The sequence below is a fragment of the Streptomyces sp. NBC_01092 genome, assembly GCF_045039535.1.
Taxonomy (GTDB): Bacteria; Actinomycetota; Actinomycetes; order Streptomycetales; family Streptomycetaceae; genus Streptomyces.
Window position 1 is genome coordinate 6,928,031 of the sequence record NZ_CP108659.1, and the last position, 26,304, is coordinate 6,954,334.

Below are 26,304 nucleotides of genomic sequence, written 5' to 3' on the forward strand. Positions count from 1 at the left end.
GTTAGAAGTCTGGAAGTGTTTCTGCGGCCGGGACCGAAAACCATCGGGACCGTGCTGTGATCGTGAACACCGTGTTGTGCGGGGCCGTAGTGCTGGATACTGCGGGCAGCCGCCGCCGGTGACCGGTGCCGGGCGCGGTGAGCTGGAGGGGACGGTTCGCGTGAGCGAGATACCAGCGAAGGCCACGGAGTCCGAGGACCCGTCGGACGGCGCGAGGACGAGGGCCGCGGACGAGCGGTCCCACGACACACAGGCCTCGCAAGCCTCTCAGGACACACGGTCCTCTCGGGACACACGCGTCTCGGGGAACACCAGGCATTCCGGCGACGTCCAGACCTCCCGTGACATGCGGAACTCCCGTGACGCGCAAGCCTCCAGGGACACGCGACCGTCCAGCGACACGCAGGCCTCCAGCGACGTCGGCACGGTCCGGGGCGCACTCGCCTCCGACCCGGCGTTCCCGTTCGACGAGCCCCGCCCCGGCGACCCCGTCTGGCAGAGCAGCCCGCCCGGCTCGATCTACGACTACATCAAGGTCGCGTCCTTCTCCATCGGCCCCGACGGCCTGGTCGACCAGTGGAGCCTGCGCGCCGAGCAGGTCTTCGGCATCCCCGCCGAGCGGGCCGTCGGCATGGACCCCATAGAGGCGTTCGTCGACCCGGACCTGCGCGAGCACGGCCAGCGCAAGATGGCCGAGATCCTCGACGGGCGGGAGTGGACCGGCGTGGTCCCCTTCCGGGCGCCGGACGACGCCGACGGCCGGCCCGGTCAGGAGGGCCTCGCCGAGGTGTACGTCATGCCGACGCGGACCGAGGACGGCGAGAAGGCCGCCGTGTGCATCGTCGTGGACGTGCGCACCCTGCGCCGGATGGAGACCGACCTCGCAGCCTCGCAGGCGATTTTCGGTCAATCTCCGTTCGGCTTCGTGCTGATCGACCCGGATTTGCGGGTGCGCCGGGCCAACCAGCGGTTCGCCTCCCTGTTCGGCGGCAAACCCGACGACCACCGTGGCAAGGACGTCCACGACTATCTGGCGCGCTCCGAGGCCGAGCGCGTCGCGGCCACCCTGCGCCGCGTCCTGGAGAGCGGCGACTCCATCACGGACATGCACGTCACCGGATTCCTGCCGGGCTCCGACGAACGCCGCCACTGGTCCGTCAACCTCTACCGGGTGCACAGCGGCAGCGGCCGCCCCATCGGCATCGCCTGGCTCGGAATCGACATCACCGCCCGCCGCGCCGCCGCCCGCGAGGCCGCCTCAGCCCGGCGCAATCTCGCCCTGCTGAACGAGGCCGGTGCCCGCATAGGCAACTCCCTCGATCTGGAGACGACGGCCCGCGAACTCCTCGACGTCGTCGTCCCCGGCTTCTGCGACCTGGCCACCGTCGACCTCTACCAGGGCCTCCTGGCCGGCGACGAGACCCCGCCCGGGCACGCCGACGGCAGCGCGGAACTGCGCCGAGTCGCCTTCGCCAGCGCAGTCTCCGACGCGCCCCTCGTGGGCGGCGGCGCCCCCGTCCCGGTCGGCGCCGTGCACCACTACCCCTTCAACTCGCCCTGCGCGGACGCCCTGCGCACCGCCCGGCCCCGGCATCTGCCCGGCGAGGAGGGCGGCCTCGTGCAGTCCACGCTCGCCGTGCCGATGGTCGCCCACGACACGGTCGTAGGACTGGCGCAGTTCGCCCGGACGAAGGGCAGCGAGCCGTTCGGCGACCGGGACCGGGACCTGGCGGTCGAGCTGGCCGCGCGTGCCGCGGTGTGCATCGACAACGCCCGGCTGTACCGGCGCGAGCACGAGCGGGCGCTGATACTGCAACGGTCCCTGCTCCCGCCCGGCGACCCGGTCGCCTCCGGCCTGGACATCGCGTGCCGCTACCTGCCGGGCAACTCCTCCGCCGACCGGCCCAGCGAGGTGGGCGGCGACTGGTTCGACGTCATCGAACTACCGGGCCACCGCACGGCGTTGGTCGTGGGCGACGTCATGGGCCGAGGTCTACGCGCGGCGGTGGCGATGGGCGAACTGCGCTCCGCCGTCCGCACGTTGGCGTTGCTCGACCTCGAACCGGCGGAAGTCCTCTCGGCGCTGGACGAGATCGCACGCGGCCTCGGCGCCCCCGGCGGCGTCCAGCAGGCCACCCGCGCGGCCCGCCGCCCCCGTGAGGCGGACCTGTCCGAGGTGTACCTGGCGACCTGCGTGTACGCGGTCTACGACTCCGTCACGCGCCGCTGCACCTTCGCGAACGCCGGCCATCTGCCGCCGGTCCTCGTCGAGCCGGGGGAGTCGGCGCTGATGCTCGACGTGCCGCCGGGGATGCCGCTGGGCGTGGGCGGGGAGCCGTTCGAGGAGGTCGAGGTCGAGCTGCCGGAGGGTGCGCTGCTGGCGCTCTACACGGACGGACTGGTCGAGTCCCGCGACCACCCTCTGGACGAGGGCCTCCAGGCCTTCGTGGGAGCGCTCACCGACCCTGCCCGCCCGTCGCCCGACCAGCCCACCTCGACGACGGGGCCGCGCGCCGACACCTATCCCAACCTGGAGGACGTCTGCGACCACGTCCTCAACACCCTCGACTCCCACCACGGCGAGGACGACATCGCGCTGCTGATGGCACGTGTCCAGGGCCTGCCCGCCGACTCGGTCGGCGACTGGACCCTGCCGCGCGAACCGCGCAGCGTGGGCCGCGCCCGCGAGTACGCCCGCGGCCGGCTCCAGTCCTGGGACCTGGAACCCCTCGTCGACACGACGGAACTCCTCGTCAGCGAACTGGTCACCAACGCCCTGCGCTACGGCGAGGGTGAGATCAGACTCCGCCTCCTGCTGGACCGCACCCTGGTCTGCGAGGTCTGGGACTCCGGCCTGGTCCAGCCCCGCCGCCGCCGGGCCCGCGACACGGACGAGGGCGGCCGGGGCCTCCAGCTGGTCGGCCTGCTCAGCGCGGCATGGGGCTCCCGCCGCACGCCACGCGGCAAGACGGTGTGGTTCGAACTACCGCTGCCGGACGGCGAGAACGGCCTCACGGATCCGGCGGAGGCGTTGCTGAGTCTGTTCTGAGTCTGTTCCGAGCCGGAGGGCCGGGTCGGCTCAGGCGTCGGTCGGGGCAGGGCGGCGGTCGTGGCTGCGAGGCCCGCCGAAGCTGGGGGGTGGGCCGCCGGCCGGCTTGTCCGGCATGCTCGGCAGGAGGATGCCGCCGAGGAGCGCTCCGGTGCGGCCGGTGATGTCGTGGCCGGGGACATCGGCGGGGTGGCCGCGCAGGCGGATGTCCTGTTCGGCCAGCTCGTGGGCCTGCTGGGCCAGGGTGTCGGCCGAGACGAGGTCGGCGAGTTCCGCACGCGGCGCCCGCCCGGCCGGCGCGGGCGCCGGGGGAGCGAGCAGTCGCCGGGCCTCGGCCAGCCTGGTGCGTGCCTCGCCGCCCACCGCCGCCCGATGCGTCGCGACGACGTCGTCCGCACCGGTGACCGCACTGCGCGCGCACACCACGGCGGCGGCCGGAATCACCCCGGCCCGCCCCGCGGCGACGGGCGCCACACCCCGCACGATCCGCCGCAGCACGTCGAGCGGGTCGTACGGCCGCCCCGACGTCAGCTCTTCGCGTACGCCGGCCAGGACGAGGTCGGCATGGACGACACGGGCGCGCAGCTCGCCGGGAGGGATGTCCGCGTACGGGCTTCTCACCCACCTGCGCGCTTCCCGCGCCCCCGCGATCTCCACCTCACCGCCGGTCAGCGCTGCCGGAACCATGCCCGCGGCCCGCGCGAGCTCCCCGGCATGCCGTTCGACGCCGTCGATGAAGGCCGCCGCCTGGGCGATGGCGCCCTCGGCGGCGCGCAGCCGGCCCGCGGCCCGTCCGTTGTCTCCGAGGTCGGCCGCCTGGCGGGCGTGGTTGAGCTGCGTGGTGGCGAACACCAGCCGGTCCTTGGCCTGCTCGACATGGCCCGCGAGGGCGGCGGTCGCGGAGGGGCCGTACCGCTCGCCGAGCTCGCCCAGGACCGTGCCCGCGCCCGAGGTCCGCCAGGTCAGCTCCCGGAACCGCCCCTCGGCGACGACCAGGGCATGCCCGAGCCCCCCGCCCAGTCCCTCCTCCAGCCCCCGCGCCTGATCGAACGCGGCGGCCTGCCCGTCCAGCAGCCGCCCCGCCTCCTCGCACCGCCCGACGATCCCGGCCAGTGCATGGCGCCGAGCCGCGGCCTCCTCCGGCACGCCGCCCTCGTACTGCCACCGCATCCGGAACGCGACCGCCAACTCGGCCCGCGCGTCCGCCAGGACCCGTGCGAAGGGCTCCACATGCTCGGCGTCCCCCGCCCCGAACCGCCCCGCGACGAACCCCAGCTCCTCCGCGCTGACCCGCACCCAGTCGTCGGCCGCGACCAGCGAGGCCTGCGCCCGCTCATCCAGTTCCCCGGCGGCAGGCTCCGCGGCCTGAACCGGCGCGCCACCGGGAGTCGTACGATCCCGCGCGCGCCGCCTGCGCCGCACGAACCCGTACCCCGCGAGCACCCCGGCCGCGACCAGGGCCACCACGGGCATCACGAAGTCCACGGCGGAAGTCCCCCCGTCGCCCTCGTCCTCCCCCTGCCCCACCGCACCGGCGACGGGCCGGTCCGCCCCGCCCGCGACCGCGTTTCCGCCGTCGACCGTCATGCCGGGCAACACCAGCCACACCACCCCGACCAGCCCGCCCACCAGGGCGTGCACCACCCGCACGGATATGTGCGAGCGGCCACGCCGCGGCCGGCCCCGGATCAAGGATGACGTCACATTTCGGAGCGTATGAGCAGCAATGCCCTCGCGCGACCGGGATGGGTCACCGGGGCCAGGTCCTCACTCCGCTGCGGAGCGCCTCCTGATCTTCGAGCCGAGCCACACCAGTGGGTCGTACTTGCGGTCCACGGCCCGTTCCTTCAGGGGGATCAGGGCGTTGTCCGTGATCTTGATGCCCTCGGGGCAGACCTCCGTGCAGCACTTGGTGATGTTGCAGTAGCCGAGGCCGTGCTCGTCCTGGGCGGCCTTCTTGCGGTCCAGGCCGGAATCGGCGGCGGCGTCCAGTGGGTGCATGTCCAGTTCGGCGACCCGCATCAGGAAGCGCGGGCCCGCGAACGCCGGTTTGTTCTCCTCGTGGTCGCGCACGACATGGCAGGTGTCCTGGCACAGGAAGCACTCGATGCACTTGCGGAACTCCTGCGAGCGGTCCACGTCCTCCTGCATCATGCGGTACTCGCCGGGGGCCACCCCCTCCGGCGGTACGAAGGCCGGGACCTGACGCGCCTTGTCGTAGTTGAAGCCGACGTTCGTGACCAGGTCCCGTACGACGGGGAACGCCCGCAGCGGGGTGACCGTGATCGTCTCCTCGCGCGTGAACACCGACATCCGTGTCATGCACAGCAGGCGCGGTCGCCCGTTGATCTCGGCGGAACACGAACCGCACTTGCCCGCCTTGCAGTTCCAGCGGACGGCGAGATCGGGTGCCTGGGTGGCCTGGAGGCGGTGGATGATGTCGAGGACCACCTCACCGTCGTTCACCTCGACCTTGAAGTCCTCCAGGCCGCCGCCCTGGACGTCCCCCCGCCACACCTTGAAGCGGGCCTCGTAGCTGCTCACTGGTAGAGCTCCTCCTCGGCGAGGTACTTGACCAGCTCCTCCTTGTCGAAGAGAGCCAGCAGGTCCCGGCGGATGGGTTCGGTGGTCTCCCGGCTGAGATTGATCTGGCCGCCTTCCGGGTCGGTGGCCGCGAGGCCGCCCGTCGGGTCGGCCAGGTCGCACAGCAGGTTGATGTTGCGCCACTTGCGGTCCATCGTCGGATGGTCCTCGCGGGTGTGGCCGCCGCGCGACTCCGTGCGCTCCAGCGCGGCCCGCGCCACGCACTCGCTGACCAGCAGCATGTTGCGCAGGTCGAGCGCGAGGTGCCAGCCGGGGTTGAACTGGCGGTGGCCCTCCACACCGGCTCGACGGGCCCGTACGCGCAGGTCGGCGAGCTTCTCCAGCGCCCGCTCCATCTCGCCCTCACGGCGGATGATGCCGACGAGGTCGTTCATGGCCTGCTGGAGTTCCTGGTGCAGGGTGTAGGGGTTCTCCGGCGGGCGTCCGTCGTCCTCGGCCCCCGACGGTCCCTCCGCCGAGAAGGGCCGCAGTGCCTCCGCGGCCGCCGTGTCGATCTGCAGATCGCTGACCTCGGGGCGTTCGAAGGCCCGCGCGGCCGCGTGCTCGGCGGCGTGCCAGCCGGCCCGGCGGCCGAACACCAGCAGGTCGGACAGGGAGTTCCCGCCGAGGCGGTTCGAGCCGTGCATGCCGCCGGCCACCTCACCGGCCGCGAACAGGCCCGGTACGCCACGCGCCGCCGCCGTGTCCGACTCGACCGCGATGCCGCCCATCACGTAGTGACAGGTCGGCCCGACCTCCATCGCCTCCGCCGTGATGTCCACGTCCGCCAGCTCCTTGAACTGGTGGTACATGGAGGGCAGACGACGCCGGATGACCTCCGCCGGCATACGGGTGGACACGTCCAGGAAGACCCCGCCGTGCGGGGAACCCCGCCCCGCCTTCACCTCGGAGTTGATGGCCCGCGCCACCTCGTCGCGCGGGAGCAGCTCGGGAGGGCGCCGGTTGTTGTCCGGGTCCTCGTACCAGCGGTCGCCCTCGGCCTCCGACTCGGCGTACTTCTCCTTGAAGACGTCGGGGACGTAGTCGAACATGAACCGCTTGCCCTCGGAGTTGCGCAGCACCCCTCCGTCGCCGCGCACCGACTCCGTGACCAGGATGCCCTTCACCGACGGCGGCCAGACCATGCCCGTCGGGTGGAACTGCACGAACTCCATGTTGAGCAGCGGCGCCCCGGCGAGAAGTGCCAGCGCATGGCCGTCGCCCGTGTACTCCCACGAGTTCGACGTCACCTTGAAGGACTTGCCGATGCCGCCCGTCGCGATCACGACGGAGGGGGCTTCCAGGACGAAGAAGCGGCCGGATTCGCGCTCGTACGCGAATACGCCCGACACCCGGCTGCCGTCCTTCAGGATCCTCGTGACCGTGCACTCCTGGTACACCTTCAGCCGGGACTCGTAGTCCCCGGTCTCCTTCTTGTCCTGCTGTTGCAGCGACACGATCTTCTGCTGCAGCGTGCGGATCAGCTCCAGGCCGGTGCGGTCACCGACGTGCGCGAGGCGCGGGTACTCGTGGCCGCCGAAGTTGCGCTGCGAGATCCGGCCGTCCTTCGTACGGTCGAAGAGCGCGCCCCACGTCTCTAGCTCCCAGACCCGCTCCGGCGCCTCCTGCGCGTGCAGCTCGGCCATCCGCCACTGGTTGAGGAACTTGCCGCCGCGCATGGTGTCGCGGAAGTGGACCTGCCAGTTGTCGTGCTCGTTGGCGTTGGCCATGGCCGCCGCGATGCCGCCCTCGGCCATCACGGTGTGCGCCTTGCCGAACAGCGACTTGCAGATCACGGCGGTACGGGCGCCCCGCTCACGTGCCTCGATCGCCGCACGCAGGCCCGCGCCCCCGGCGCCGACCACGACGACGTCCCACTCCTGCCGTTCGACCACGGACATTGGTTTCAGTCCCCACTCAATCTAGAAGAAGCGCGGATCGTCGAAGACCCCGGACGCGACGAGATAGACGTAGAAGTCGGCGAGCGCCACGCTCACCAGCGACGCCCACGCCAGCTGCATGTGGCGGGCGTTCAGCTTTCCGATCCACTGCCACATGCGGTAGCGCACGGGGTGTTTGGAGAAGTGCTTGAGCTTGCCGCCGACGATGTGCCGGCAGGAGTGACAGGACAGGGTGTACGCCCAGATCAGCGCGATGTTGAGGAGGAAGACGAGGGTGCCGAGGCCCATGTGGCCCCACTCGTAGTTCTCGTCGCGGAAGGCGAGCACCGTGTCGTAGGACAGGATCCCGGCGACCAGGAGCGCGGCGTAGAAGAAGTACCGGTGGATGTTCTGCAGGATCAGCGGGAAGCGGGTCTCACCGGAGTACTTCTTGTGCGGCTCAGCCACCGCGCAGGCCGGGGGCGACATCCAGAAGCCGCGGTAGTAGGCCTTGCGGTAGTAGTAGCAGGTCAGGCGGAAGCCGAGCGGGAAGATCAGGATGATGATCGCGGGGGAGATGCCCCACCAGCTCCCGAAGAGGTCCCAGTTCGGCCCGGCGTGCATGGGCTCGCAGTTCTCCGCCAGACAGGGCGAGTAGAACGGGGAGACGTACGGCGCCGCGTAGTAGTCCGCGTTCGCGAAGGCCCGCCAGGTCGAGTACACGATGAACGCCAGCAGACCGGCCGCGGTGACGGCCGGAGCCAGCCACCAGCGGTCGGTCCGCAGGTGCGGGGCGGTGATCGCGGCGCGCGTAGCGGTTCGTACGCCGCCGCTGTTCAGATGGGGTTCCGTACCAGTGGCCAATGCATGACTCCGGTCGGGTCAGGGGTTTAGGGGGCGCGGCGGTCCCGGGCGCCGAGACCCTCGTCATCCGTGTCGATCCACAGAGAGTCGTCGTACGGCGTGTCGGGGATGGTGACGAGCTCCGGCCTGCGCTGCCCGGCGGGCGTCGCGGCGGAATCCCGCAGCAGCGCCACGCTCTCGCGCAGGTGGTCGGCGTCGGTGCGCACACGGCGCATCTCCAGCCCGCCGGTGCCCAGCTGCTGCTCCAGGCGGCCCACGGACCGGGCCAGGTCCTCGAGGCAGCGCTGGACAGCTGTCAGGTCGTCTTGCACGGACATGACGTGACCTCACTTCCGTGGGCCCTTCGGCCCTTGGTGGCAACGTTCATGCGCCTGCGAGTGTTGCGCGTCACACCTGTCGCTGTGAAGGCATGTGCAGCGATTGGCGGATTGCGCGCCTCCGACGCGCGCTCGCACGCGCTCGCATGCGCTCTGTGTGCGCCGGGGGATCTGACGGAGTGCGAGGGGGTGCGTTACTCCGGACGGGTGGGCTTGCCCGCCCCCGCCGCCGTGTCGTCTCCGCCCGGCGAACCCTTTCCTCTTCAGTGGGGGGCCATAGATCTGATCAACTCCAAAATACCGCCAAAAGTGATCAGAACGCACTAATCGGCACCGGCGGGAGCTGCTCCTCGGAGGTACCAGAGATGTCCCACGACGGCGTCGCCACACGCTCGGTCATGCGCTCGGTCGCCTTCCTGTGCGCGGGCGCGCTCGCGATGTCCGTGCTCGCCGGGTGCAGCGACCCCGACCCGGCCGGGAAGCCGCTGGCCGGACAGGACATCGCCTCCGCCGCCCGGGCGCAGATCGCCGACGGCGGCACGCTGCGCTGGGCCGTGGACGCCGTACCGGAGACGCTGAACACCTTCCAGTCGGACGCCGACGCCACCACCACCCGGATCGCGCAGGCCACGCTGCCCTCGATGTTCCGGTCCGACCGCGGCGGACGCCCGGAGCGCAACCCCTCCTACCTGGAGTCGGCCAAGACCGTCGAGACCGAGCCCAAGCAGGTCGTGCTGTACAAGCTCAACCAGCAGGCCGTCTGGAGCGACGGCCGCGAGATCGGCGCCGCCGACTTCGCCGCCCAGTGGCGGGCCCTGTCCGGCAAGGACAGCGCCTACTGGACCGCCCGCAACGCCGGCTACGACCGCATCGAGAAGATCGAGCGCGGGGACAACGACCTGGAGGTGCGGGTCACCTTCGGGCGGCCGTACGCCGACTGGCGCTCCCTCTTCTCGCCGCTGTACCCGAAGGAGGTCATGGGCACGCCGGACGCGTTCAACGACGGGGCGCGCGGCAAGCTCAAGGTCAGCGCCGGGCCGTTCGTCGTGCGGAAGATCGACCGCAAGGACGACGAGGTCCGGCTCACCCGCAATCCGCGCTGGTGGGGCGAGCCGGCCAAGCTGGAAGAGATCGTGCTGCGGGCCGTGCCGCGCGGCGAGCGGGCCGCCGAGCTGGCCGCCGGGGAGCTGGACCTGGCCGAGGTCGACCCCACCGCGGCCCGGCGCATCGCGCTCGCCGCCCCCCGCCCGAAGGCACCGACGGCCAGTGCCGGCGGTACGTCCCTGATGGGCCCGCCGCCGCGCGCCCTGACCGCCAAGCAGCGGCGCGACCAGGCGAGGTTCCGCGGCTTCGAGGTGCGCAAGTCGCTGGAGCCGGCGTACACCCAGCTCGCCCTGAACGGCGGGGACGGCCCGCTCGCCGATGAGCGGGTGCGGCGTGGAGTGGCCCGCGCGCTCGACCGCGAGGAGCTGGCGAAGCTGGTCCTCTCCCCGCTCGGGCTGCCCGCCGAGCCGGTCGGCAGCCACCTCGCTCTGTCCGGCCAGGCCGCCTACGCCGACAGCAGCGGGGCGATCGGCGGCCAGGACACGGCGGAGGCGCAGGCGCTGCTCACGGACGCGGGCTGGGTGCCGGGCGGGCCGGTCAAGGAGGAGAAGAAGGAGAAGAAGAAGGGTGAGGAGGCGGCGGGGAGCGAGGCGGAGAAGCCCGAGAAGGGCTCCGAAGCGGAGAAGCCGAAGAAGGGCTCCGAAAAGGGCTCCGAAAAGGACCCGGCCAAGGAATCCGGCAAGGAATCCGGCAAGGAATCCGAGGAGAAGCCCGAGAAGAGGTCCGACAAGAAGGACTCGGGCAAGGACTCCGAGGGCGACGACGGGACGTACGTCGTCGGCGAGGACAACAAGGGCGACGACGAGAGCCGTGCGGGAGAGCAGGGCAAGCACCTCGCCCAGGACGGCAAGCAGTACGGCAGCAGCCAGCTCCAGCAGGGCGGGGCGCCCGGCGCCTACGCCCCGCGCGGCACCGCCGCACCGGCGGGCGCGGCGGTCCGGCCGCTGGCGAAGGACGGCAAGGCGCTGACACTGAGGTTCGTGGTGCCGACGGGCGAGGGCTCGCAGGCGCTGCGCACGGTCGCGGACCGGATCGCGATCATGCTGGAGCGGGTCGGGATCCGTACCGTGATCAGCAAGGTGGCCGACGAGAGCTACTTCAAGGACCACATCGCCTCCGGCCAGTACGACCTCGCCCTCTACTCCTGGCCGACGTCCGCCTACCCCGCGACCGACGCCCGCCCGATCTACGCCAAGCCGGTCCCGGCCGCCGACGGCTCCCTGAACGTCGAGCAGAACTACACCCGCGTCGGCACCGACCAGGTCGACCAGCTCTTCGACGAGGCCATCGCCACGCTGGACGAGTCCGAGTCCCGCTCCCTGATCCGCAAGGCCGACTCCCGCATCTGGGCGGCGGCCGGCTCGATCCCCCTCTACCAGCGCCCCCAGCTCACCGCGGCGAGGAGAGACGTCGCCAACGCGGGCGCCTTCGGCTTCGGGACGCCGGTGTTCGAGGACATGGGCTTCCTGAAGAAGGGGGCGAATCCGGGGCCTGCGGCTTCGTAGCCCAGCGCCCCTGGGGTCGGCCCAGCGAGCCCTTGCCGCGGAGGGCACGTACCATGGGGTGAGGCCGTGGCATGTACAGCCCGGCAGGGTCCGCGTAACACAGACGTACGCGACGCCCCTTCCTCACACTCCGGGAGTACGCCGCACTATGGCCACGCGCCACGACATCCGCAATGTCGCCATCGTCGCCCACGTCGACCACGGCAAGACCACCATCGTCGACGGCATGCTGAAGCAGGCCGGCGCCTTCGCCGCGCACCAGCTCGAAGGCGTCGACGACCGCATGATGGACTCGAACGACCTGGAGCGTGAGAAGGGCATCACGATCCTGGCCAAGAACACGGCGGTGAAGTACCACCCGAAGGACGGGGGGGACGTCATCACCATCAACATCATCGACACCCCCGGCCACGCCGACTTCGGTGGCGAGGTGGAGCGCGGTCTGTCGATGGTGGACGGTGTCGTGCTGCTCGTCGACGCCTCCGAGGGCCCGCTGCCGCAGACCCGCTTCGTGCTGCGCAAGGCGCTCCAGCAGCGCCTGCCCGTCATCCTCTGTATCAACAAGACGGACCGTCCGGACTCCCGGATCGACGAGGTCGTCAACGAGACCTACGACCTCTTCCTCGACCTGGACGCCGACGAGGAGCAGATCGAGTTCCCGATCGTCTACGCCTGCGGCCGTGACGGCATCGCGTCGCTGACCAAGCCGGAGAACGGCACGGTCCCGGCCGACTCCACCAGCCTGGAGCCGTTCTTCTCCACGATCCTGCAGCACATCCCGGCCCCGACCTACGACGAGGAGGCCCCGCTCCAGGCGCACGTCACCAACCTGGACGCGGACAACTTCCTCGGCCGTATCGCGCTGCTCCGCGTCGAGCAGGGCGAGCTGCGCAAGGGCCAGACCGTCACGTGGATCAAGCGCGACGGCAGCATGTCCAGCGTCCGCATCACCGAGCTGCTGATGACCGAGGCGCTCACCCGCAAGCCGGCGGAGGTGGCCGGTCCCGGTGACATCTGCGCCGTCGCCGGAATCTCGGACATCATGATCGGTGAGACCCTCGCCGACCCCGAGAACCCGATCCCGCTCCCGCTGATCACGGTCGACGAGCCCGCGATCTCCATGACCATCGGCACGAACACCTCGCCGCTGGTCGGCCGTGGCGGCACCGGCAAGGGCGCCGACAACAAGGCGGCCGTCAAGGACCGCAAGGTCACCGCCCGCCAGGTCAAGGACCGCCTGGACCGCGAGCTGATCGGTAACGTCTCGCTCCGCGTCATCGACACCGAGCGCCCGGACGCCTGGGAGGTCCAGGGCCGTGGTGAGCTCGCGCTCGCCATCCTGGTCGAGCAGATGCGCCGCGAGGGCTTCGAGCTGACCATCGGCAAGCCCCAGGTCGTCACCAAGGACGTCGACGGCAAGACCTACGAGCCGGTCGAGCGCATGACGATCGACGTCCCCGAGGAGCACATGGGCGCGGTCACGCAGCTCATGGGCGTCCGCAAGGGCCGTATGGACAACATGTCCAACCACGGTTCCGGCTGGGTGCGCATGGAGTTCGTGGTGCCCTCCCGCGGTCTCATCGGGTTCCGGACCGAGTTCCTGACCCAGACCCGCGGCACCGGCATCGGGCACTCCATCCACGAGGGCTTCGAGCCCTGGTTCGGCACCCTGCAGACCCGTAACAACGGCTCGCTGGTCGCCGACCGCTCCGGTTCCGTCACCGCCTTCGCGATGACGAACCTCCAGGAGCGCGGCGTGCTGTTCACCGACCCCGGCACCGAGGTGTACGAGGGCATGATCGTCGGCGAGAACTCGCGCTCCGACGACATGGACGTGAACATCACCAAGGAGAAGAAGCTCACGAACATGCGGTCCTCCTCGGCCGACTCGTTCGAGGCGATCGTCCCGCCGCGCAAGCTCTCCCTGGAGCAGTCCCTGGAGTTCTGCCGCGACGACGAGTGCGTCGAGGTGACCCCGGAGGCGGTCCGGATCCGCAAGGTGAACCTGGACGCCCGCGAGCGTGCCCGCGCCGCGAGCCGCGCCAAGCACGGCTGATTCTCCGACAATTGAGCCCGGGCTCCCCCTACTAGGGGGAGCCCGGGCTTTTTTGCAAGCCGTTTTCTCCTGGCCGAGACTCGCCCCCATGTCCGAAATGCGGAGATCCTCGCACGATACCCATGTAACACGTCCGTTTCGCGGCCTTCTCGCCGCAAACAGTTTGTCCGGATTTTGGAAGATCTAGGCGTGAGCTGTGACTGAATTGAGATTTAAAGACAGTGGTCGGTAGTTGGCTCATGCCAGATAGTTAGCCGCAGCGCTCGGGTCAATGGGTCTCGCACTGTGGGGACAGTGCCGACTCACGAGCACAGGCGGTTGCCTGATCCTTCGTCAGGGGTGTCGGAGGGTGGGGCGAACACCACCTACGCGCGTCCGGCTGCGGACTTCCGTACGCCTCGCTTTGGCATACTCATACCAGCGAAACGGGCGAAACGTGACAAGTCGTATCGGTATTGAGGGTGGCGGGACCTCGGTCATCGCGGACGGTGAACCACCGCCGGCGGTGAAGGCCGAGGACGCGGAGCTCGTCGGCCGGTCTCCCGGCCAGCTGATGTGGATCCGTTTCAAGCGCGACCGCACCGGCGTGATCTCCGCCTATGTCGTCCTCTTCTTCTTCCTGATCGGCCTGCTCGCCCCGGTCATCGCCTGGCTGTACGGCAAGAACCCGTACACGGTGTACGCCGACGAACGCCCCGAGCTGTTCGACAGCGCGGGCGTGCCGGTGCAGCCCAACGGCGGCATCAGCGGCGAGTTCTGGTTCGGCCTCGAACCGGGCAACGGATACGACGTCTTCACCAAGTTGCTCTACGGCATCCGGACTTCGCTCGGAATCTCGGTCGCGGTGACGCTCGCGACCGTCCTGACCGGAATCGTCCTCGGCGTCACGGCCGGCTACCTCGGCGGGCGGACGGACTACTGGCTCAGCCGGATCATCGACTTCCTGCTCGCCTTCCCGGCCCAGCTGTTCTTCATCGCGAGCATGCCGGTCGTGGTCTCCCTGTTCGTCAGCCCGCGCGACGAGACCCCCGTCTACGTCCGGGTGGTCGCCCTCATCCTCGTGCAGTGGTTCCTGGGCTGGATGAGCCTCGGACGGATCCTCAGAGGCACCACACTCGCCCTGCGAGAACGGGAGTTCATCGAAGCGGCCAAGGTCAGCGGGGCCCCGCCGTGGCGGATCATCCGCAAGGAGATCCTGCCGAACGTGGTCACGCCGATCCTCGTGCAGGGCACCTACATGCTCCCCAACTTCGTGACCGCCGAGGCCGGTCTGTCCTTCCTCGGCGTGGGCATCGTCGAACCGACGCCGGACTGGGGGCAGATGTTCTCCAAGGCGTCCACCGAACTCGTGATGCAGAACGACATCACGTACATGTTCTTCCCCGGCATCTCGATGATCATCTTCATCGTCGCGTTCAACCTGCTCGGGGATTCCGTCAGAGACGCCTTCGACCCCAAGACGGCGCGCTGACGGCCTGGTTGGCACTTGGCACTTCTTAGCACTGGTGACACACAGATGGGTGGAAACTGAGTGATGAGTAGGGGCGGACGCCACACATACGCGGCAATCTCGGTGCTCGCGGCCGGCGCACTGGTGCTGACCGGGTGCAGCGAGGGCGGCAGCAAGAGCGGCGGCAACGACAAGGAACAGCAGGAGAACGCCGAACGGCAGCAGGCGGCGATCAAGTTCGGGGACGAGGCGGCCTCCAAGGGACCCGCCGCAGAGGTCCCAGGAGCCAAGTCCGGCGGCACCATCTCGGTGCTGGCCCGCGACAGTTACGCCCACCTCGACCCCGGACAGATCTACGTCCAGGACGAGATGGCCGTGTCCCAGCTGTTGCACAGAGGACTCACCGGCTACAAGGCCACCAGCAACGACGGCAGCAAGCACGAGGTCGTCGGCGACCTCGCCACCGACTCCGGTACCACCACGGACGGCGGCAAGACCTGGAAGTACACGCTCAAGGACGGCATCAAGTTCGAGGACGGCGCCGCCATCACCTCGGCCGACGTCCGCCACACCTTCGAGCGGCAGTTCGCGGCCTTCGTCAACCAGGGCCCGCCGTACATCCAGCAGTGGCTCGCCGACACCCCGGGCGCCGACTACCGCAAGCTGCTGCCGGACGGCCCGTTCAAGGGCAAGCACCTGCCGGACAGCATCATCGAGACCCCGGACGACAAGACGGTCGTCTTCAAGTTCAAGCAGCCGCACGCCGACCTGCCGTACGCCCTCGCCATGACGGGCTACGCCGTCGTCTCCGAGAAGGGCGACACCAAGGAGAAGTACGACAAGGCCCCGGTGGTGACCGGGCCGTACAAGATCCAGGAGTTCAAGTCCGGCAAGTCGATGGTGCTCGTGAAGAACGAGAACTGGGACCCGAACACCGACCCGCTGCGGCACCAGTACGTCGACAAGTTCACCATCACCTTCAACCAGCAGTACGAGGACTCCACCAAGGCCCTCCTCGCCGACAGCGGCACCGACCAGAGCGGCGTCAGCTTCAGCAACCAGGTCGACGCGGGCAACCTGTCCAAGGTCCTGAACGACCCGAAGATGAAGTCCCGCACGGTCTCCGGCTTCCAGCCCTACGTGGGCCAGATGAACATCAACCTGGCCCACCCGGAGATGAAGGACATCAAGGTCCGCCAGGCCATCGCCTACGCCCTCCCGGTCACGCCGTTCGTGCGTGCCTACGGCGGCACCGACGCGATGGAGGTCGCGGGCGGCATCATCAGCCCGACCGTCACCGGCTACGACCCCGCCTTCGACCCGTGGGGCAAGAAGAAGAAGCCCGCCGGTGACCCGGCCAAGGCCAAGGCGCTGCTCGACGAGGCCGGCAAGACCGGTCTGAAGCTGACCTTCGGCTACATCAACACCCCCGAGGGCCAGCAGTACTCCACCGCCATGGCGGCGGGCCTGGAGAAGGCCGGCTTCGACGTCCAGCGCCAGGAGATCCCGGCCGAGACCTACTACGACCAGGTCAGCAAGCTGGACAACAACTACGACATCTTCCACACCGCCTGGGGCGCCGACTGGCCGTCCGCCTCGACCGTGATCCCGCCGCTGTACGACGGCCGCGCGATCGCCGAGGGCGCGCAGAACTACTCGCAGGTCAACGACTCCAAGGCCAACAGCGAGATCGACCGGATCAACAAGATCACCGACCCGGCCAAGGCCTCGTCGGAGTGGGGCAAGCTCAACGAGTACCTGGTGAAGGACGTCGTCAACGTCGTCCCGACCGCGTACTACAAGCAGACCCAGATCGCCGGGACCAAGGTCGGCGGACTCGTCTACGACGACATCATCGCCGGCGTCGACCCGCGCCGCCTGTACGTCAAGTAACCCCGCCCGCCCGGCATCCGGTGCGTCCGCCCTCGCTCTCGGGGACGGCGCGCCGGGTGCCGCCGGACAGGCCCCCAGAGCCCGCCGACGTCTGAGAGCTGCCTGCCATGCTGCGCTTCCTGGTCCGCCGGTCCCTCGGCGCCGTGATCATCCTCTTCCTGCTGAGCATCGTCGCGTTCCTGCTGTTCTTCGGGATGCCGCGCGACCCGGCGCTGCTGATGTGCGGCAAGACGTGCACCCCGGCCAACCTGGAGAACCTGCACCGGGTGCTCGGCCTCGACAAGCCGATCCCCGAGCAGTACTGGATCTTCCTGACCAACCTGGTCTCGGGCAGCGACGACTTCGCCCAGGGTCCGTGCCCGGCACCCTGCTTCGGCTACTCGTACCACTCCAACGAGCAGGTCTGGGGCACCCTGATGGACCGGCTGCCCACCACCATCTCGCTCACCCTCGGCGGGGCCGTCTGCTTCCTGATCGTCGGCCTCGGCACCGGCCTGATCGCCGCCTGGAAGCGCGGCACGCTCGTCGACAAGTCCTTCACGGCCGGCGCGATGGTGATCAGCTCGATGCAGATCTACTTCCTCGGCCCGCTCGCGCTGGCGATCCTCGTCTACCAGACCCAGCTCTTCGACAAACCGGCCTACAACCCGCTCACCGAGAACCCGGCGGCCTGGTTCACGGGCCTGATCATCCCCTGGGTCGTCCTGTCCACGATCTTCGCCTCGCAGTACACCCGTATGTCCCGCTCGTCGATGATCGAACAGCTCCAGGAGGAACACGTGCGCACCGCCCGCGCCAAGGGCATGTCGCGGCGGTACGTCTTCTTCCGCTACGCCTGGCGCGGCTCGCTGATCCCCATCGTCACCATCTTCGGCATCGACCTCGGCTCGCTGCTCGGCGGCGCCATCATCACGGAGTACACCTTCGGCCTTCCGGGGCTCGGCCGGCTGGCGGTGGAGTCGGTCTTCTTCAGCGATCTGCCGCTCCTCTTGGGCGTGATGCTGTTCTCCGCCACCATGATTCTGCTCTGCAACATCGTCGTCGACGCCGCGTACGCCTTCATCGACCCGCGTGTGCGGCTGGCCTAGGCCGCTGAGGAACTGTCTGAGGAGCACTGACGTGACCACTCTGACCAAGGAGGCCGGCGCCCCGGTCCCGGCCGGCGAGGGCGCGTTCCTCTCGGTGCGGGACCTGCACGTCAGCTTCCGGACCGAGGACGGCGTCGTACGGGCCGTCGACGGGCTGTCCTTCGACCTGGAGCGCGGCAGCACGCTGGGCATCGTGGGCGAGTCTGGCTCGGGGAAGTCGGTGACGAACCTGACGATCCTCGGCCTGCACAACCCGATGTTCACCACCGTCGAGGGCGAGATCCTGCTGGACGGCAAGGAGTTGACGACCGCCCGGGAGTCCGAGCTGGAGAAGCTGCGCGGCAACAAGGTCGCCATGATCTTCCAGGACCCGCTCACCGCGCTGTCGCCGTACTACACGGTGGGCCGGCAGATCGCCGAGCCGTACATGAAGCACATGCGCACCTCGAAGAAGGCCGCCTGGGAGCGGGCGGTGGACATGCTGGGGAAGGTCGGCATCCCCAACCCGCGACAGCGGGCGAAGGACTATCCGCACCAGTTCTCCGGCGGAATGCGCCAGCGCGCGATGATCGCGATGGCGCTGATCTGCGACCCCGACCTGCTGATCGCCGACGAGCCGACCACCGCGCTGGACGTCACGGTCCAGGCCCAGATCCTGGACCTGCTGAAGAACCTCCAGCAGGAGTTCGGCTCGGCGATCGTCTTCATCACCCATGACCTCGGGGTCATCGCGGACATGGCCGACGACATCATGGTGATGTACGCGGGCCGTGCGGTGGAGCGCGGCACGGTCGACGAGGTGCTGCGGGCGCCGCTGCACCCGTACACCTGGGGTCTGCTGAACTCCATGCCCCGGCTGGACTCCGACCCGCACACCCCGCTCGCGCCCATCCCCGGCACCCCGCCGTCGCTGCTGCGGCCGCCCTCCGGCTGCCGTTTCCACCCCCGCTGCACCTTCCAGGACCGTGTCGGCGGCACCCGCTGTGTCACCGAGGTCCCGGTGCTCGGCCCGGACCGCTCCTCGGCCTGCCATCTCACGGCGGAACAGAAGCGGACCATCTTCGTCGAAGAGATCAAGCCCAGACTGGGCTAGCGCGACCGCGCTGAGCCCGACCGGGCAGCAGCCCCCTGATCAGCCTGTCTGAGGAGGACCACGGCTATGACAGAGGACCTCGTCCTCCCCGCTCCCCGCGAGGCCGCCACCGACGCGCCCGGCGAACCGCTGCTGGTGGTGGACAAGCTCGTCAAGCACTTCCCGGTCAAAGGCGGCTTCCCGATCCGCCGCACGGTCGGCCAGGTGCAGGCGGTGGACGGCATCGACCTGACCGTGCACGTCGGCGAGAGCTTCGGGCTGGTGGGGGAGTCGGGCTGCGGAAAGTCGACCACGGGCCGGCTGATCACCAAGCTGGTGGATCCGACGAGCGGCCGGATCTCCTACCGCGGCAAGGACATCACCCGCGCCACGCGCCGACAGCTGGCGCCGATCAGGTCCGAGATCCAGATGATCTTCCAGGACCCGTACTCCTCGCTGAACCCGCGCCAGACGGTCGGCAAGATCATCTCGGGCCCCATGGAGATCAACGGGGTCGAGCCGACGGGCGGCCGGGAGAAACGGGTCAGGGAACTGCTGGAGATCGTCGGCCTGAACCCCGAGCACTTCAACCGCTTCCCGCACGAGTTCTCGGGGGGACAGCGCCAGCGCATCGGCGTGGCGAGGGCGCTCGCCCTGGAGCCGAAGCTGATCGTGGCGGACGAGCCGGTGTCCGCGCTGGACGTCTCGATCCAGGCGCAGGTGGTGAACCTGCTCCAGAAGGTCCAGCAGGAACTCGGCATCGCGTTCCTGTTCATCGCCCACGACCTGGCCGTCGTACGGCACTTCTCGCAGCGCGTCGCGGTCATGTACCTCGGCAAGGTGATCGAGGTCGGCGACCGCGACTCCATCTACACCCGCCCCCGGCACCCCTATACCCACGCCCTGCTGTCGGCGGTGCCCGAGGTGAACGTGACCGGCGAGGAGGGGGCCCAGCGGGAGCGGATCCGGCTGGCCGGTGACGTGCCGTCGCCGATCTCACCGCCGTCGGGCTGCCGCTTCCGCACCCGGTGCTGGAAGGCACAGGACAAGTGCGCGACGCAGGAACCGCCGCTGATCCAGATCTCCGGCAACCACGCGGGCCACTTGACGGCCTGCCACTTCCCGGAGGAGCCGACGATCGCGGCCCGGGACGAGGACATCGTCCTGGATCCGGCGCTGGCGGCGCTGGAGGAGGGGACGGACGACGATTAGGGCTTGGCCTCGGCCACGGTGATGATCTCGGAGGCGGCTGGGGTGAGTGCGCCTCGCTCCCAGTCGCCGTACTGCTCGACGACGGTGAACCCGGCCGTGTGCAGGAAGCGGTTCAGGGTGTCGGGGCCGAGGAAGCGCAGGGTGGTGCGGCTGACGCGGGGCCGCGGCCAGGTGTCGCTGTCGAACGTCTCCGTGAACGTCACGCGGTCCCCGAGGACGGGCCGCTCCACCTCGTGCCACACCCGTACGGCGGACCCCGCCGGGTCCGTCACCTCCCGCACGTGTTCGGGCGTCCAGCCCTCCCAGGCCCGCGCCTTGGGGTTCCGGGTCTCGAACACGAACCGGCCACCGGGACGCAGGGCGCCGCGCACCGCCTCCAGGGCCGCACGCAGCTCCTCGTCGCAGAGCAGCACCTGAAAGGCGTGCCCGGTCATCACGACGAGATCGAACTCGTCCGCCCAGTCCCGCGTCCGCAGATCCCCGAGGACCCACTCGACGTCGTCGGCGCACTGCCGGGCCTGTACGAGCATGGCGGCGGCGGGATCAAGCCCCACGAGCCGCCCGCGATGCCCGTCGTCACGGGCCCGCCGCAGCAACTGCCCCGTCCCGCACCCGACATCGAGCACGGCGCCGGCACCCCTCACGAACCCGAGGTAGAAGTCGTCACCCGGCCCCCACGGGTTGAGGATGTCGTACAACGCGGCAAGCGAGAGATCCGCGAACGAACGATCGACCACGCGCGGCAGTCTGCCACACCGAGGTCCAACACGAGGGAGAGGCAGGGGAGTTGCTGCATCACGTGGAGCTGTGGGTGCCGGACCTGGGGCGGGCGGTGGAGTCGTGGGGGTGGCTGCTGGAGCGGCTGGGCCATGAACTCCACCAGGACTGGCCGACGGGCCGCAGCTGGCGCGCGGGGAAGACGTACATCGTCGTCGAGCAGTCCCCGGCGCTGACGGGCGCCCACCACGACCGCCTGCGGCCCGGGCTCAACCACCTCGCCTTCCATGTGCCCGGCGGCCGCGCCGACCTCGACGCGCTGGTCGACGCGGCAGCCGAACACGGCTGGCGGCTCCTGTTCCCGGACCGGCACCCCTATGCGGGCGGACCGGAGCACTGCGCCGCGTACCTGGAGAACGCGGACGGGTTCGAGGTGGAGCTGGTGGGGGGTGCCGGCTGACGGGGTGTTCCTTATGATCGCGTGATGATTGAGGGCAAGCTTGTTCGGCTTCGGGCGCTGCGCGCAGAGGATCTCGACCATCATGTGCGGTGGCGGAACGATCCGGAGGTGGTGCACTGGGCCACCGGAGGGGATCCGCTGTTCGGGCCGGTGACGCGGGAGGCCTTGGCGGGGTCTCATGAGGCGCGGCTGCGGGACAACCCGCGCAGCGAGACCACGTTCACCGTGGAGGAGCTCACCGACGGGCGGGCGATCGGTATGGCCGACTACCGCGACCTCGATCCGTTCACCGGACAGGCGACGGTCGGAATCACCATCGGCGAGCGCGACCGCTGGGGCGGCGGCTACGGCTCCGAGGCGCTGGAGCTGCTGGTGGGCCACCTGTTCGGCGCGTGCCGGCTCCGCCGGGTCGAGCTGGAAACCTGGAGCGGCAACGAACGCGCCATGCGGGCCTTCCGCCGGATCGGGTTCGTCGAGGAAGGACGGCGACGGGCCGCCGTCCGGGTGGGCGAAGCGTGGTACGACAGCGTGCTGTTTGGGATCCTCCACGAGGAGTGGACGGCGCGGCGGGAGCAGGAGGGCGGGCGTTAGGCCCGGAGACTCCGGCGCTCAGCGCACGACCCGCCCCCGCAGCACTATCCGCCTAGGATGCCGCAGCACCCCCGGCTCCCGCCGCGGATCCGCGTCATACACCGTGACGTCGGCCAGGCCGCCCTCGACCAGCCCCGGCAGGCCCAGGAAGTCCCGGGCCGTCCAACTGGCCGCGCCGACCGCCACGTCGGCGGGCAGTCCGGCGGCGATGAGGTGCTCGACCTCGGTGGCGACGTTGCCGAAGGGGGCGGAGTCGGTGCCGGCGAGGACGGTGACGCCGGCGTCGTGGGCCTCGCGCACCCGGCGGATCATGATGCGGTGGCCCTCGTGCCAGAGCCGGCCGCGCGGGTTGTCGATGATCCGGGGTGCGCGGCGGGCGAAGGGGGTGAGGGTGGGGACGTACGTCGTCCCGTGCGCGGCCATCAGCTCCACGCACTCCTGCGGCATCCCCATCCCGTGCTCGATCGAATCGACGCCCGCACGGGCGGCGTTGAGCACCCCCTGCGCCGACTGGCAGTGCGCGGCCACCCGTCCCCCCGCCGCGTGCACCGCGTCCGCGACCGCGCGCAGGATGTCGTACGGCACCGGGTCCGCCTCGAAGTCCCAGTCGCCCATGAGCTTGCACCAGCCGTCGTGCGCCTTGGCCTCCGCGACGGCCGCGGCGACGAGGTCGTCGGTGACGGTGTGGAAGTCGGCGTTCTTCGACAGCCCGGCCCAGGCCAGCCACCGCCCGGCGGTGATCATGCGCGGTGCGTCGGGAGCCTCCCGCACCTCGTCCGGGATCTCCCCGAGCAGCCCCGGAAACCGCAACGCCGTCGTCCCGGCGTCCCGGTGCGCGGCGATCTGCTCGCCGAACGCGTCGGGGTCCCAGCGTGCTTCGTCCTCGGACGGGGATCCGGGGTGGGTGTGCACGTCGACCAGTCCCGGCAGCAGGAAGCCTCCGTCGGCCACCGTCTCCGCCTCGGCGGAAGGCCGGTCGAAGGTGATGCGGTCGCCGAGGATCCACAGGTCGCGGACGGTGCCGTCGGGGAGGAGGGTGCCGCGCAGGTGAAGGGCCATGGCCGCAACCTAGCCCACCGGTGGGGGAGCCAGGAGGGAAAAGGGAGAGGGCCCGCGCCGGGGAGGCGCGGGCCCTCTCATCCCCTGGAACCGGACGTTCATGGGCTCGGGTCAATGGGCCGGTGAAAGTCCGTTCCGTGCTCGGCGACCGACGAAAAGGGGTGTGTCAGACCGCCGGCTGGGGGTCCTTGGCGAGACGGGGCGCGGGGGCCGCGTCGTCCGTCTCAGGGTAGTGGCAGGCGGTCAGGTGGCCCGGCTTGTTGCCCTCGACCTGGACCAGCGGCGGCGCCTCGGTCGCGCACTTCTCCGTCGCCTTCCAGCAGCGGGTGCGGAAGCGGCAGCCGGAGGGCGGGTTGATGGGGGAGGGGACGTCGCCCTGGAGGCGGATGCGCTCCCGGGGGGTCTCGTCCACGGTCGCCTCGGGTACGGCGGACAGCAGCGCCCGGGTGTACGGGTGGCGCGGGTTCTCGTACAGGTCGTCGCGGTCGGCGATCTCCACGATCTTGCCGAGGTACATCACTGCGACGCGCTGCGAGAAGTGGCGGACCACCGCCAGGTCGTGCGCGATGAAGACGAAGGCGATGCCCAGCTCCTGCTGGACCTTCTGGAGCAGGTTCACCACCTGCGCCTGGATCGAGACGTCGAGGGCCGAGACCGGCTCGTCCGCCACGATCAGCTTCGGCTCCAGGGCGAGCGCCCGGGCGACGCCGATGCGCTGGCGCTGACCGCCCGAGAACTCGTGCGGGAAGCGGTTGTAGTGCTCGGGGTTCAGGCCGACGATCTCCAGCAGCTCACGGACGCGCTTCTCGCGGCCGCCGGCCGGGTTGACGTCGTTGATCTCCATCGGCCCGGAGATGATCTTGCCGACCGTCTGGCGCGGGTTCAGCGACGCGTACGGGTCCTGGAAGATCATCTGGATCTCGGAGCGGATCGGCGCCAGCTGCCTGCGGCCTGCGTGCGTGATGTCCTGGCCGCGGTAGGAGACCTTGCCGCCCGTCGGCTCCAGCAGCCGGGTGATCAGCCGGCCCGTCGTCGACTTGCCGCAGCCCGACTCGCCCACCAGACCGAGGGCCTCGCCCTCGGCCACCGTGAAGTCGAGGCCGTCCACGGCCTTGACGGCGCCGACCGTGCGTTTGATCGGGAAGCCGCCCTTGATCGGGAAGTGCTTGGTCAGACCGCTGACGTCCAGGAGCGGTTGCGCGTTGCTCATGATGGTGAAGTCCCGTCTCGTGTACGTCAGTCAGTGCCGGGATCCGGCGAAGTCGGCGAAGAGGTCCGTGCGCTGCTCCATCGGGAGGTGGCAGGCGGAACCCCTGCCGTCCACGACGTCCAGCGCGGGCCGCTCGGTGGAGCACAGCCCGCCCGCGACCTTCTCGGCGAAGGTGCACCGCGGGTGGAAGCGGCAGCCCGAGGGCGGGTTCAGCAGCGACGGCGGGGAACCCGGGATCGGCTGCAGCGGCACGTCGACCGGCCCGTCCAGGCTCGGCATGGAGCTCAGCAGGCCCAGGGTGTAGGGGTGCTGCGGCGTCTGCAGCACCTCCTTCTTGGTGCCCCGCTCCACACAGCGGCCGCCGTACATCACCAGCACGTCGTCCGCGATGTCGGCGATGACTCCGAGGTCGTGCGTGATGAAGACGATCGCCGTGCCGAACTCCTGCTGGAGGTCCTTGAGCAGGTCCATGATCTGCGCCTGGACCGTCACGTCGAGAGCCGTCGTCGGCTCGTCGGCGATCAGCAGCTCGGGGTCGCAGACCAGCGCCATCGCGATCATCGCGCGCTGGCGCATACCGCCGGAGAACTGGTGCGGGTAGTCGTCCACCCGCATGTCCGGCTGGGGGATCCCGACCCGGCGCAGCATCTCGATCGACCGCGCCCGGGCCTCCTTGCGGGAGGCACCGGTGTGCTTGCGGTACGTCTCGCCGATCTGCGTGCCGATGGTGTGGTACGGCGACAGCGAGGCGAGCGCGTCCTGGAAGATCATGGACATCTTGTTGCCGCGCAGCCGCTCCATCTCCCGCTCGGAGGCGGTGAGCAGCTCCTTGCCGTCCAGCAGGATCTCGCCGTCGATCTTGGTGCGGAACGGGTCGTGCAGGCCCAGGATCGTCAGGTTGGTGACGGACTTGCCGGATCCCGACTCACCCACGATGCCGAGCGTCTGGCCCTTGGCGAGGTCGAAGGAGAGCCCGTCGACGGCCTTGACGATGCCGTCCTCGGTGGAGAAGTGGACCTGAAGGTCCCTGACGGAGAGGAAGGGCTGCTGATCGGTGCTCGTCACGGGGACGCTCCTGAGGGGGGTGATGCGAGGGGTCGGGAGTGGGGGGCGGAGGTCAGGCGAGCCGGATCCGCGGGTCGATGAGGGCGTAGACGGCGTCCACGATGATGTTGGCGAAGACGATCGCGCCGGCCGCCAGCAGGGTCACACCGAGCAGCATGGGCAGGTCGCTCTGGTCCACGGACTTCACCGCGAGCCGGCCGATGCCCGGGAGGCTGAAGGTCTGCTCGGTGATGATGGCACCGCCGATCAGCGTGCCCAGGTCGATGCCGAACACCGTGACGATGGGGCCCATCGCGCCGCGCCAGGCGAACCGGAAGAAGACGTTGGACCGGGACAGACCCTTGGCCCGCGCCGTGCGGACGTAGTCCTCGCTGAGCTGCTCCACGAGCTGGGAGCGCGTCATACGGGTGTAGTTGGCCGTGAAGATGATCGCGAGGACCAGCCAGGGCAACAACAGCCCGGAGAACCAGGCGGCCGGATTGTCGGTGAGCGGGGTCCACTGCGGCTGGGAGAGCCACCCCAGCTGCGCGACGAAGAAGAACATCGCGATGTAGCCGACGAAGTAGATCTGGAGCGAGGAGCCGAGCAGCGAGGCCGAGCTGGCGAACTTGTCCAGGAACTTGCCCTGCTTGAGGGCCGCGATCATGCCTGCGCCGACGCCGAGGATCAGGAAGACGATGGCCGCGCCGAAGGCGAGCGACAGGGTCGTCGGCAGACGGTCCATGATCGTGCCGAAGACGGGCTCGTTGTTCGAGAAGGAGTACCCGAGGCACGGCGCTTCGCAGTGGCCCCAGGTCGCGTAGTCGCGTCCGGCGAAGACGCCGACGAGCCACAGCCAGTACTGCACCGGGATCGGCTTGTCGATGCCCAGGTTCTGCCGGATCTGCGCCAGGGCGTCCGGCGTGCAGTTCTTGCCGCAGGACATCATCGCGGGGTCACGCGGCACGGCGTAGAAGAGCCAGAAGGTGATGGCGCTGATGATCAACAAAATGACCAGCGCGCCGGTGACTCGGCGGACAAGGAAGCGGAACATGAGGCGTGACTTTCCGGACGGGGCGCCGTCGCCGGGAGGAAGTAGAGGGGGGTGGGCCGCAGGGGCGGCCATGTGGGATGGCCGCCCCCAAGGTGT

Annotated in this window: 20 protein-coding genes; 10 read left to right on the forward strand and 10 right to left on the reverse strand. The window is 69.8% G+C overall.

What is annotated here, in order from left to right:
• Positions 1 to 160: 160 nt before the first annotated feature.
• Entirely contained in the window at positions 161 to 3,049 is a 2,889-nt protein-coding gene (locus OG254_RS31700; protein ID WP_405588487.1) for a SpoIIE family protein phosphatase, read from the forward strand.
• A 30-nt stretch (positions 3,050 to 3,079) separates the two neighbouring features.
• On the opposite strand, the gene OG254_RS31705 is transcribed toward OG254_RS31700, so the two are convergent.
• From OG254_RS31705 to OG254_RS31725, 5 genes are all read right to left on the reverse strand, one after another.
• Positions 3,080 to 4,753, reverse strand: coding sequence for a hypothetical protein (locus tag OG254_RS31705; protein ID WP_405588490.1), 1,674 nt, complete (start codon positions 4,751 to 4,753; stop codon positions 3,080 to 3,082).
• Positions 4,754 to 4,816: 63 nt separating this feature from the next.
• Positions 4,817 to 5,593, reverse strand: coding sequence for a succinate dehydrogenase/fumarate reductase iron-sulfur subunit (locus OG254_RS31710; protein ID WP_147993515.1), 777 nt, complete (start codon positions 5,591 to 5,593; stop codon positions 4,817 to 4,819).
• Positions 5,590 to 7,533, reverse strand: a complete 1,944-nt coding sequence (locus tag OG254_RS31715) for a fumarate reductase/succinate dehydrogenase flavoprotein subunit (RefSeq protein WP_405588493.1) — start codon at positions 7,531 to 7,533, stop codon at positions 5,590 to 5,592. Before OG254_RS31715 ends, OG254_RS31710 begins: the two co-directional genes overlap by 4 nt.
• Before the next feature lie 21 nt (positions 7,534 to 7,554).
• Complete coding sequence (locus OG254_RS31720) at positions 7,555 to 8,376, reverse strand: hypothetical protein (protein WP_351189322.1); 822 nt, start codon at positions 8,374 to 8,376, stop codon at positions 7,555 to 7,557.
• A 26-nt stretch (positions 8,377 to 8,402) separates the two neighbouring features.
• Positions 8,403 to 8,693, reverse strand: coding sequence for a hypothetical protein (locus OG254_RS31725; protein WP_405588496.1), 291 nt, complete (start codon positions 8,691 to 8,693; stop codon positions 8,403 to 8,405).
• A 365-nt stretch (positions 8,694 to 9,058) separates the two neighbouring features.
• Here OG254_RS31725 and OG254_RS31730 point away from each other — a divergent pair, with 365 nt between their 5' ends.
• From OG254_RS31730 to OG254_RS31760, 7 genes are all read left to right on the forward strand, one after another.
• Positions 9,059 to 11,302 carry an ABC transporter family substrate-binding protein gene (locus OG254_RS31730; protein ID WP_405588499.1) on the forward strand — a complete coding sequence of 748 codons (2,244 nt, stop codon included), beginning with the start codon at positions 9,059 to 9,061 and terminating at the stop codon, positions 11,300 to 11,302.
• Between the two features lie 148 nt (positions 11,303 to 11,450).
• Positions 11,451 to 13,358 (forward strand): translational GTPase TypA, encoded by a 1,908-nt coding sequence (gene typA, locus OG254_RS31735; protein WP_405588502.1) that lies wholly within the window; start codon positions 11,451 to 11,453, stop codon positions 13,356 to 13,358.
• Positions 13,359 to 13,794: 436 nt separating this feature from the next.
• The gene (locus tag OG254_RS31740; RefSeq protein ID WP_147993520.1) at positions 13,795 to 14,829 is read left to right on the forward strand and encodes an ABC transporter permease; all 1,035 of its coding nucleotides are present in this window, start codon (positions 13,795 to 13,797) and stop codon (positions 14,827 to 14,829) included.
• A 63-nt stretch (positions 14,830 to 14,892) separates the two neighbouring features.
• Positions 14,893 to 16,701, forward strand: a complete 1,809-nt coding sequence (locus tag OG254_RS31745; protein WP_405588505.1) for an ABC transporter substrate-binding protein — start codon at positions 14,893 to 14,895, stop codon at positions 16,699 to 16,701.
• Positions 16,702 to 16,808: 107 nt separating this feature from the next.
• On the forward strand, positions 16,809 to 17,789 hold the full coding sequence (locus tag OG254_RS31750; protein WP_405588508.1) for an ABC transporter permease: 981 nt from the start codon (positions 16,809 to 16,811) through the stop codon (positions 17,787 to 17,789).
• A 31-nt stretch (positions 17,790 to 17,820) separates the two neighbouring features.
• The gene (locus tag OG254_RS31755; protein WP_405588511.1) at positions 17,821 to 18,882 is read left to right on the forward strand and encodes an ABC transporter ATP-binding protein; all 1,062 of its coding nucleotides are present in this window, start codon (positions 17,821 to 17,823) and stop codon (positions 18,880 to 18,882) included.
• 66 nt (positions 18,883 to 18,948) lie between these two features.
• Complete coding sequence (locus OG254_RS31760) at positions 18,949 to 20,073, forward strand: ABC transporter ATP-binding protein (protein WP_405588514.1); 1,125 nt, start codon at positions 18,949 to 18,951, stop codon at positions 20,071 to 20,073.
• On the opposite strand, the gene OG254_RS31765 is transcribed toward OG254_RS31760, so the two are convergent.
• Positions 20,070 to 20,810 (reverse strand): class I SAM-dependent methyltransferase, encoded by a 741-nt coding sequence (locus OG254_RS31765; protein WP_405588517.1) that lies wholly within the window; start codon positions 20,808 to 20,810, stop codon positions 20,070 to 20,072. The two genes, OG254_RS31760 and OG254_RS31765, sit on opposite strands and share 4 nt — an antisense overlap.
• Positions 20,811 to 20,860: 50 nt before the next feature.
• Here OG254_RS31765 and OG254_RS31770 point away from each other — a divergent pair, with 50 nt between their 5' ends.
• Together OG254_RS31770 and OG254_RS31775 are read left to right on the forward strand one after the other, a co-directional pair.
• A complete protein-coding gene (locus OG254_RS31770; protein ID WP_405588520.1) occupies positions 20,861 to 21,250 on the forward strand; it encodes a VOC family protein in 390 nt (129 codons plus the stop codon).
• Between the two features lie 24 nt (positions 21,251 to 21,274).
• A complete protein-coding gene (locus tag OG254_RS31775; protein WP_405588523.1) occupies positions 21,275 to 21,841 on the forward strand; it encodes a GNAT family N-acetyltransferase in 567 nt (188 codons plus the stop codon).
• An 18-nt stretch (positions 21,842 to 21,859) separates the two neighbouring features.
• Here the strand turns inward: OG254_RS31775 and OG254_RS31780 are convergent, their stop codons facing one another.
• The 4 genes from OG254_RS31780 to OG254_RS31795 form a co-directional block, all read right to left on the reverse strand.
• A complete protein-coding gene (locus OG254_RS31780; protein WP_405588526.1) occupies positions 21,860 to 22,900 on the reverse strand; it encodes an amidohydrolase family protein in 1,041 nt (346 codons plus the stop codon).
• Positions 22,901 to 23,066: 166 nt separating this feature from the next.
• Entirely contained in the window at positions 23,067 to 24,110 is a 1,044-nt protein-coding gene (locus OG254_RS31785; protein ID WP_405588529.1) for an ABC transporter ATP-binding protein, read from the reverse strand.
• Between the two features lie 30 nt (positions 24,111 to 24,140).
• Positions 24,141 to 25,175 (reverse strand): ABC transporter ATP-binding protein, encoded by a 1,035-nt coding sequence (locus OG254_RS31790; protein ID WP_405588532.1) that lies wholly within the window; start codon positions 25,173 to 25,175, stop codon positions 24,141 to 24,143.
• A 52-nt stretch (positions 25,176 to 25,227) separates the two neighbouring features.
• Entirely contained in the window at positions 25,228 to 26,208 is a 981-nt protein-coding gene (locus OG254_RS31795; protein ID WP_405588535.1) for an ABC transporter permease, read from the reverse strand.
• Between the last annotated feature and the right edge of the window lie 96 nt (positions 26,209 to 26,304).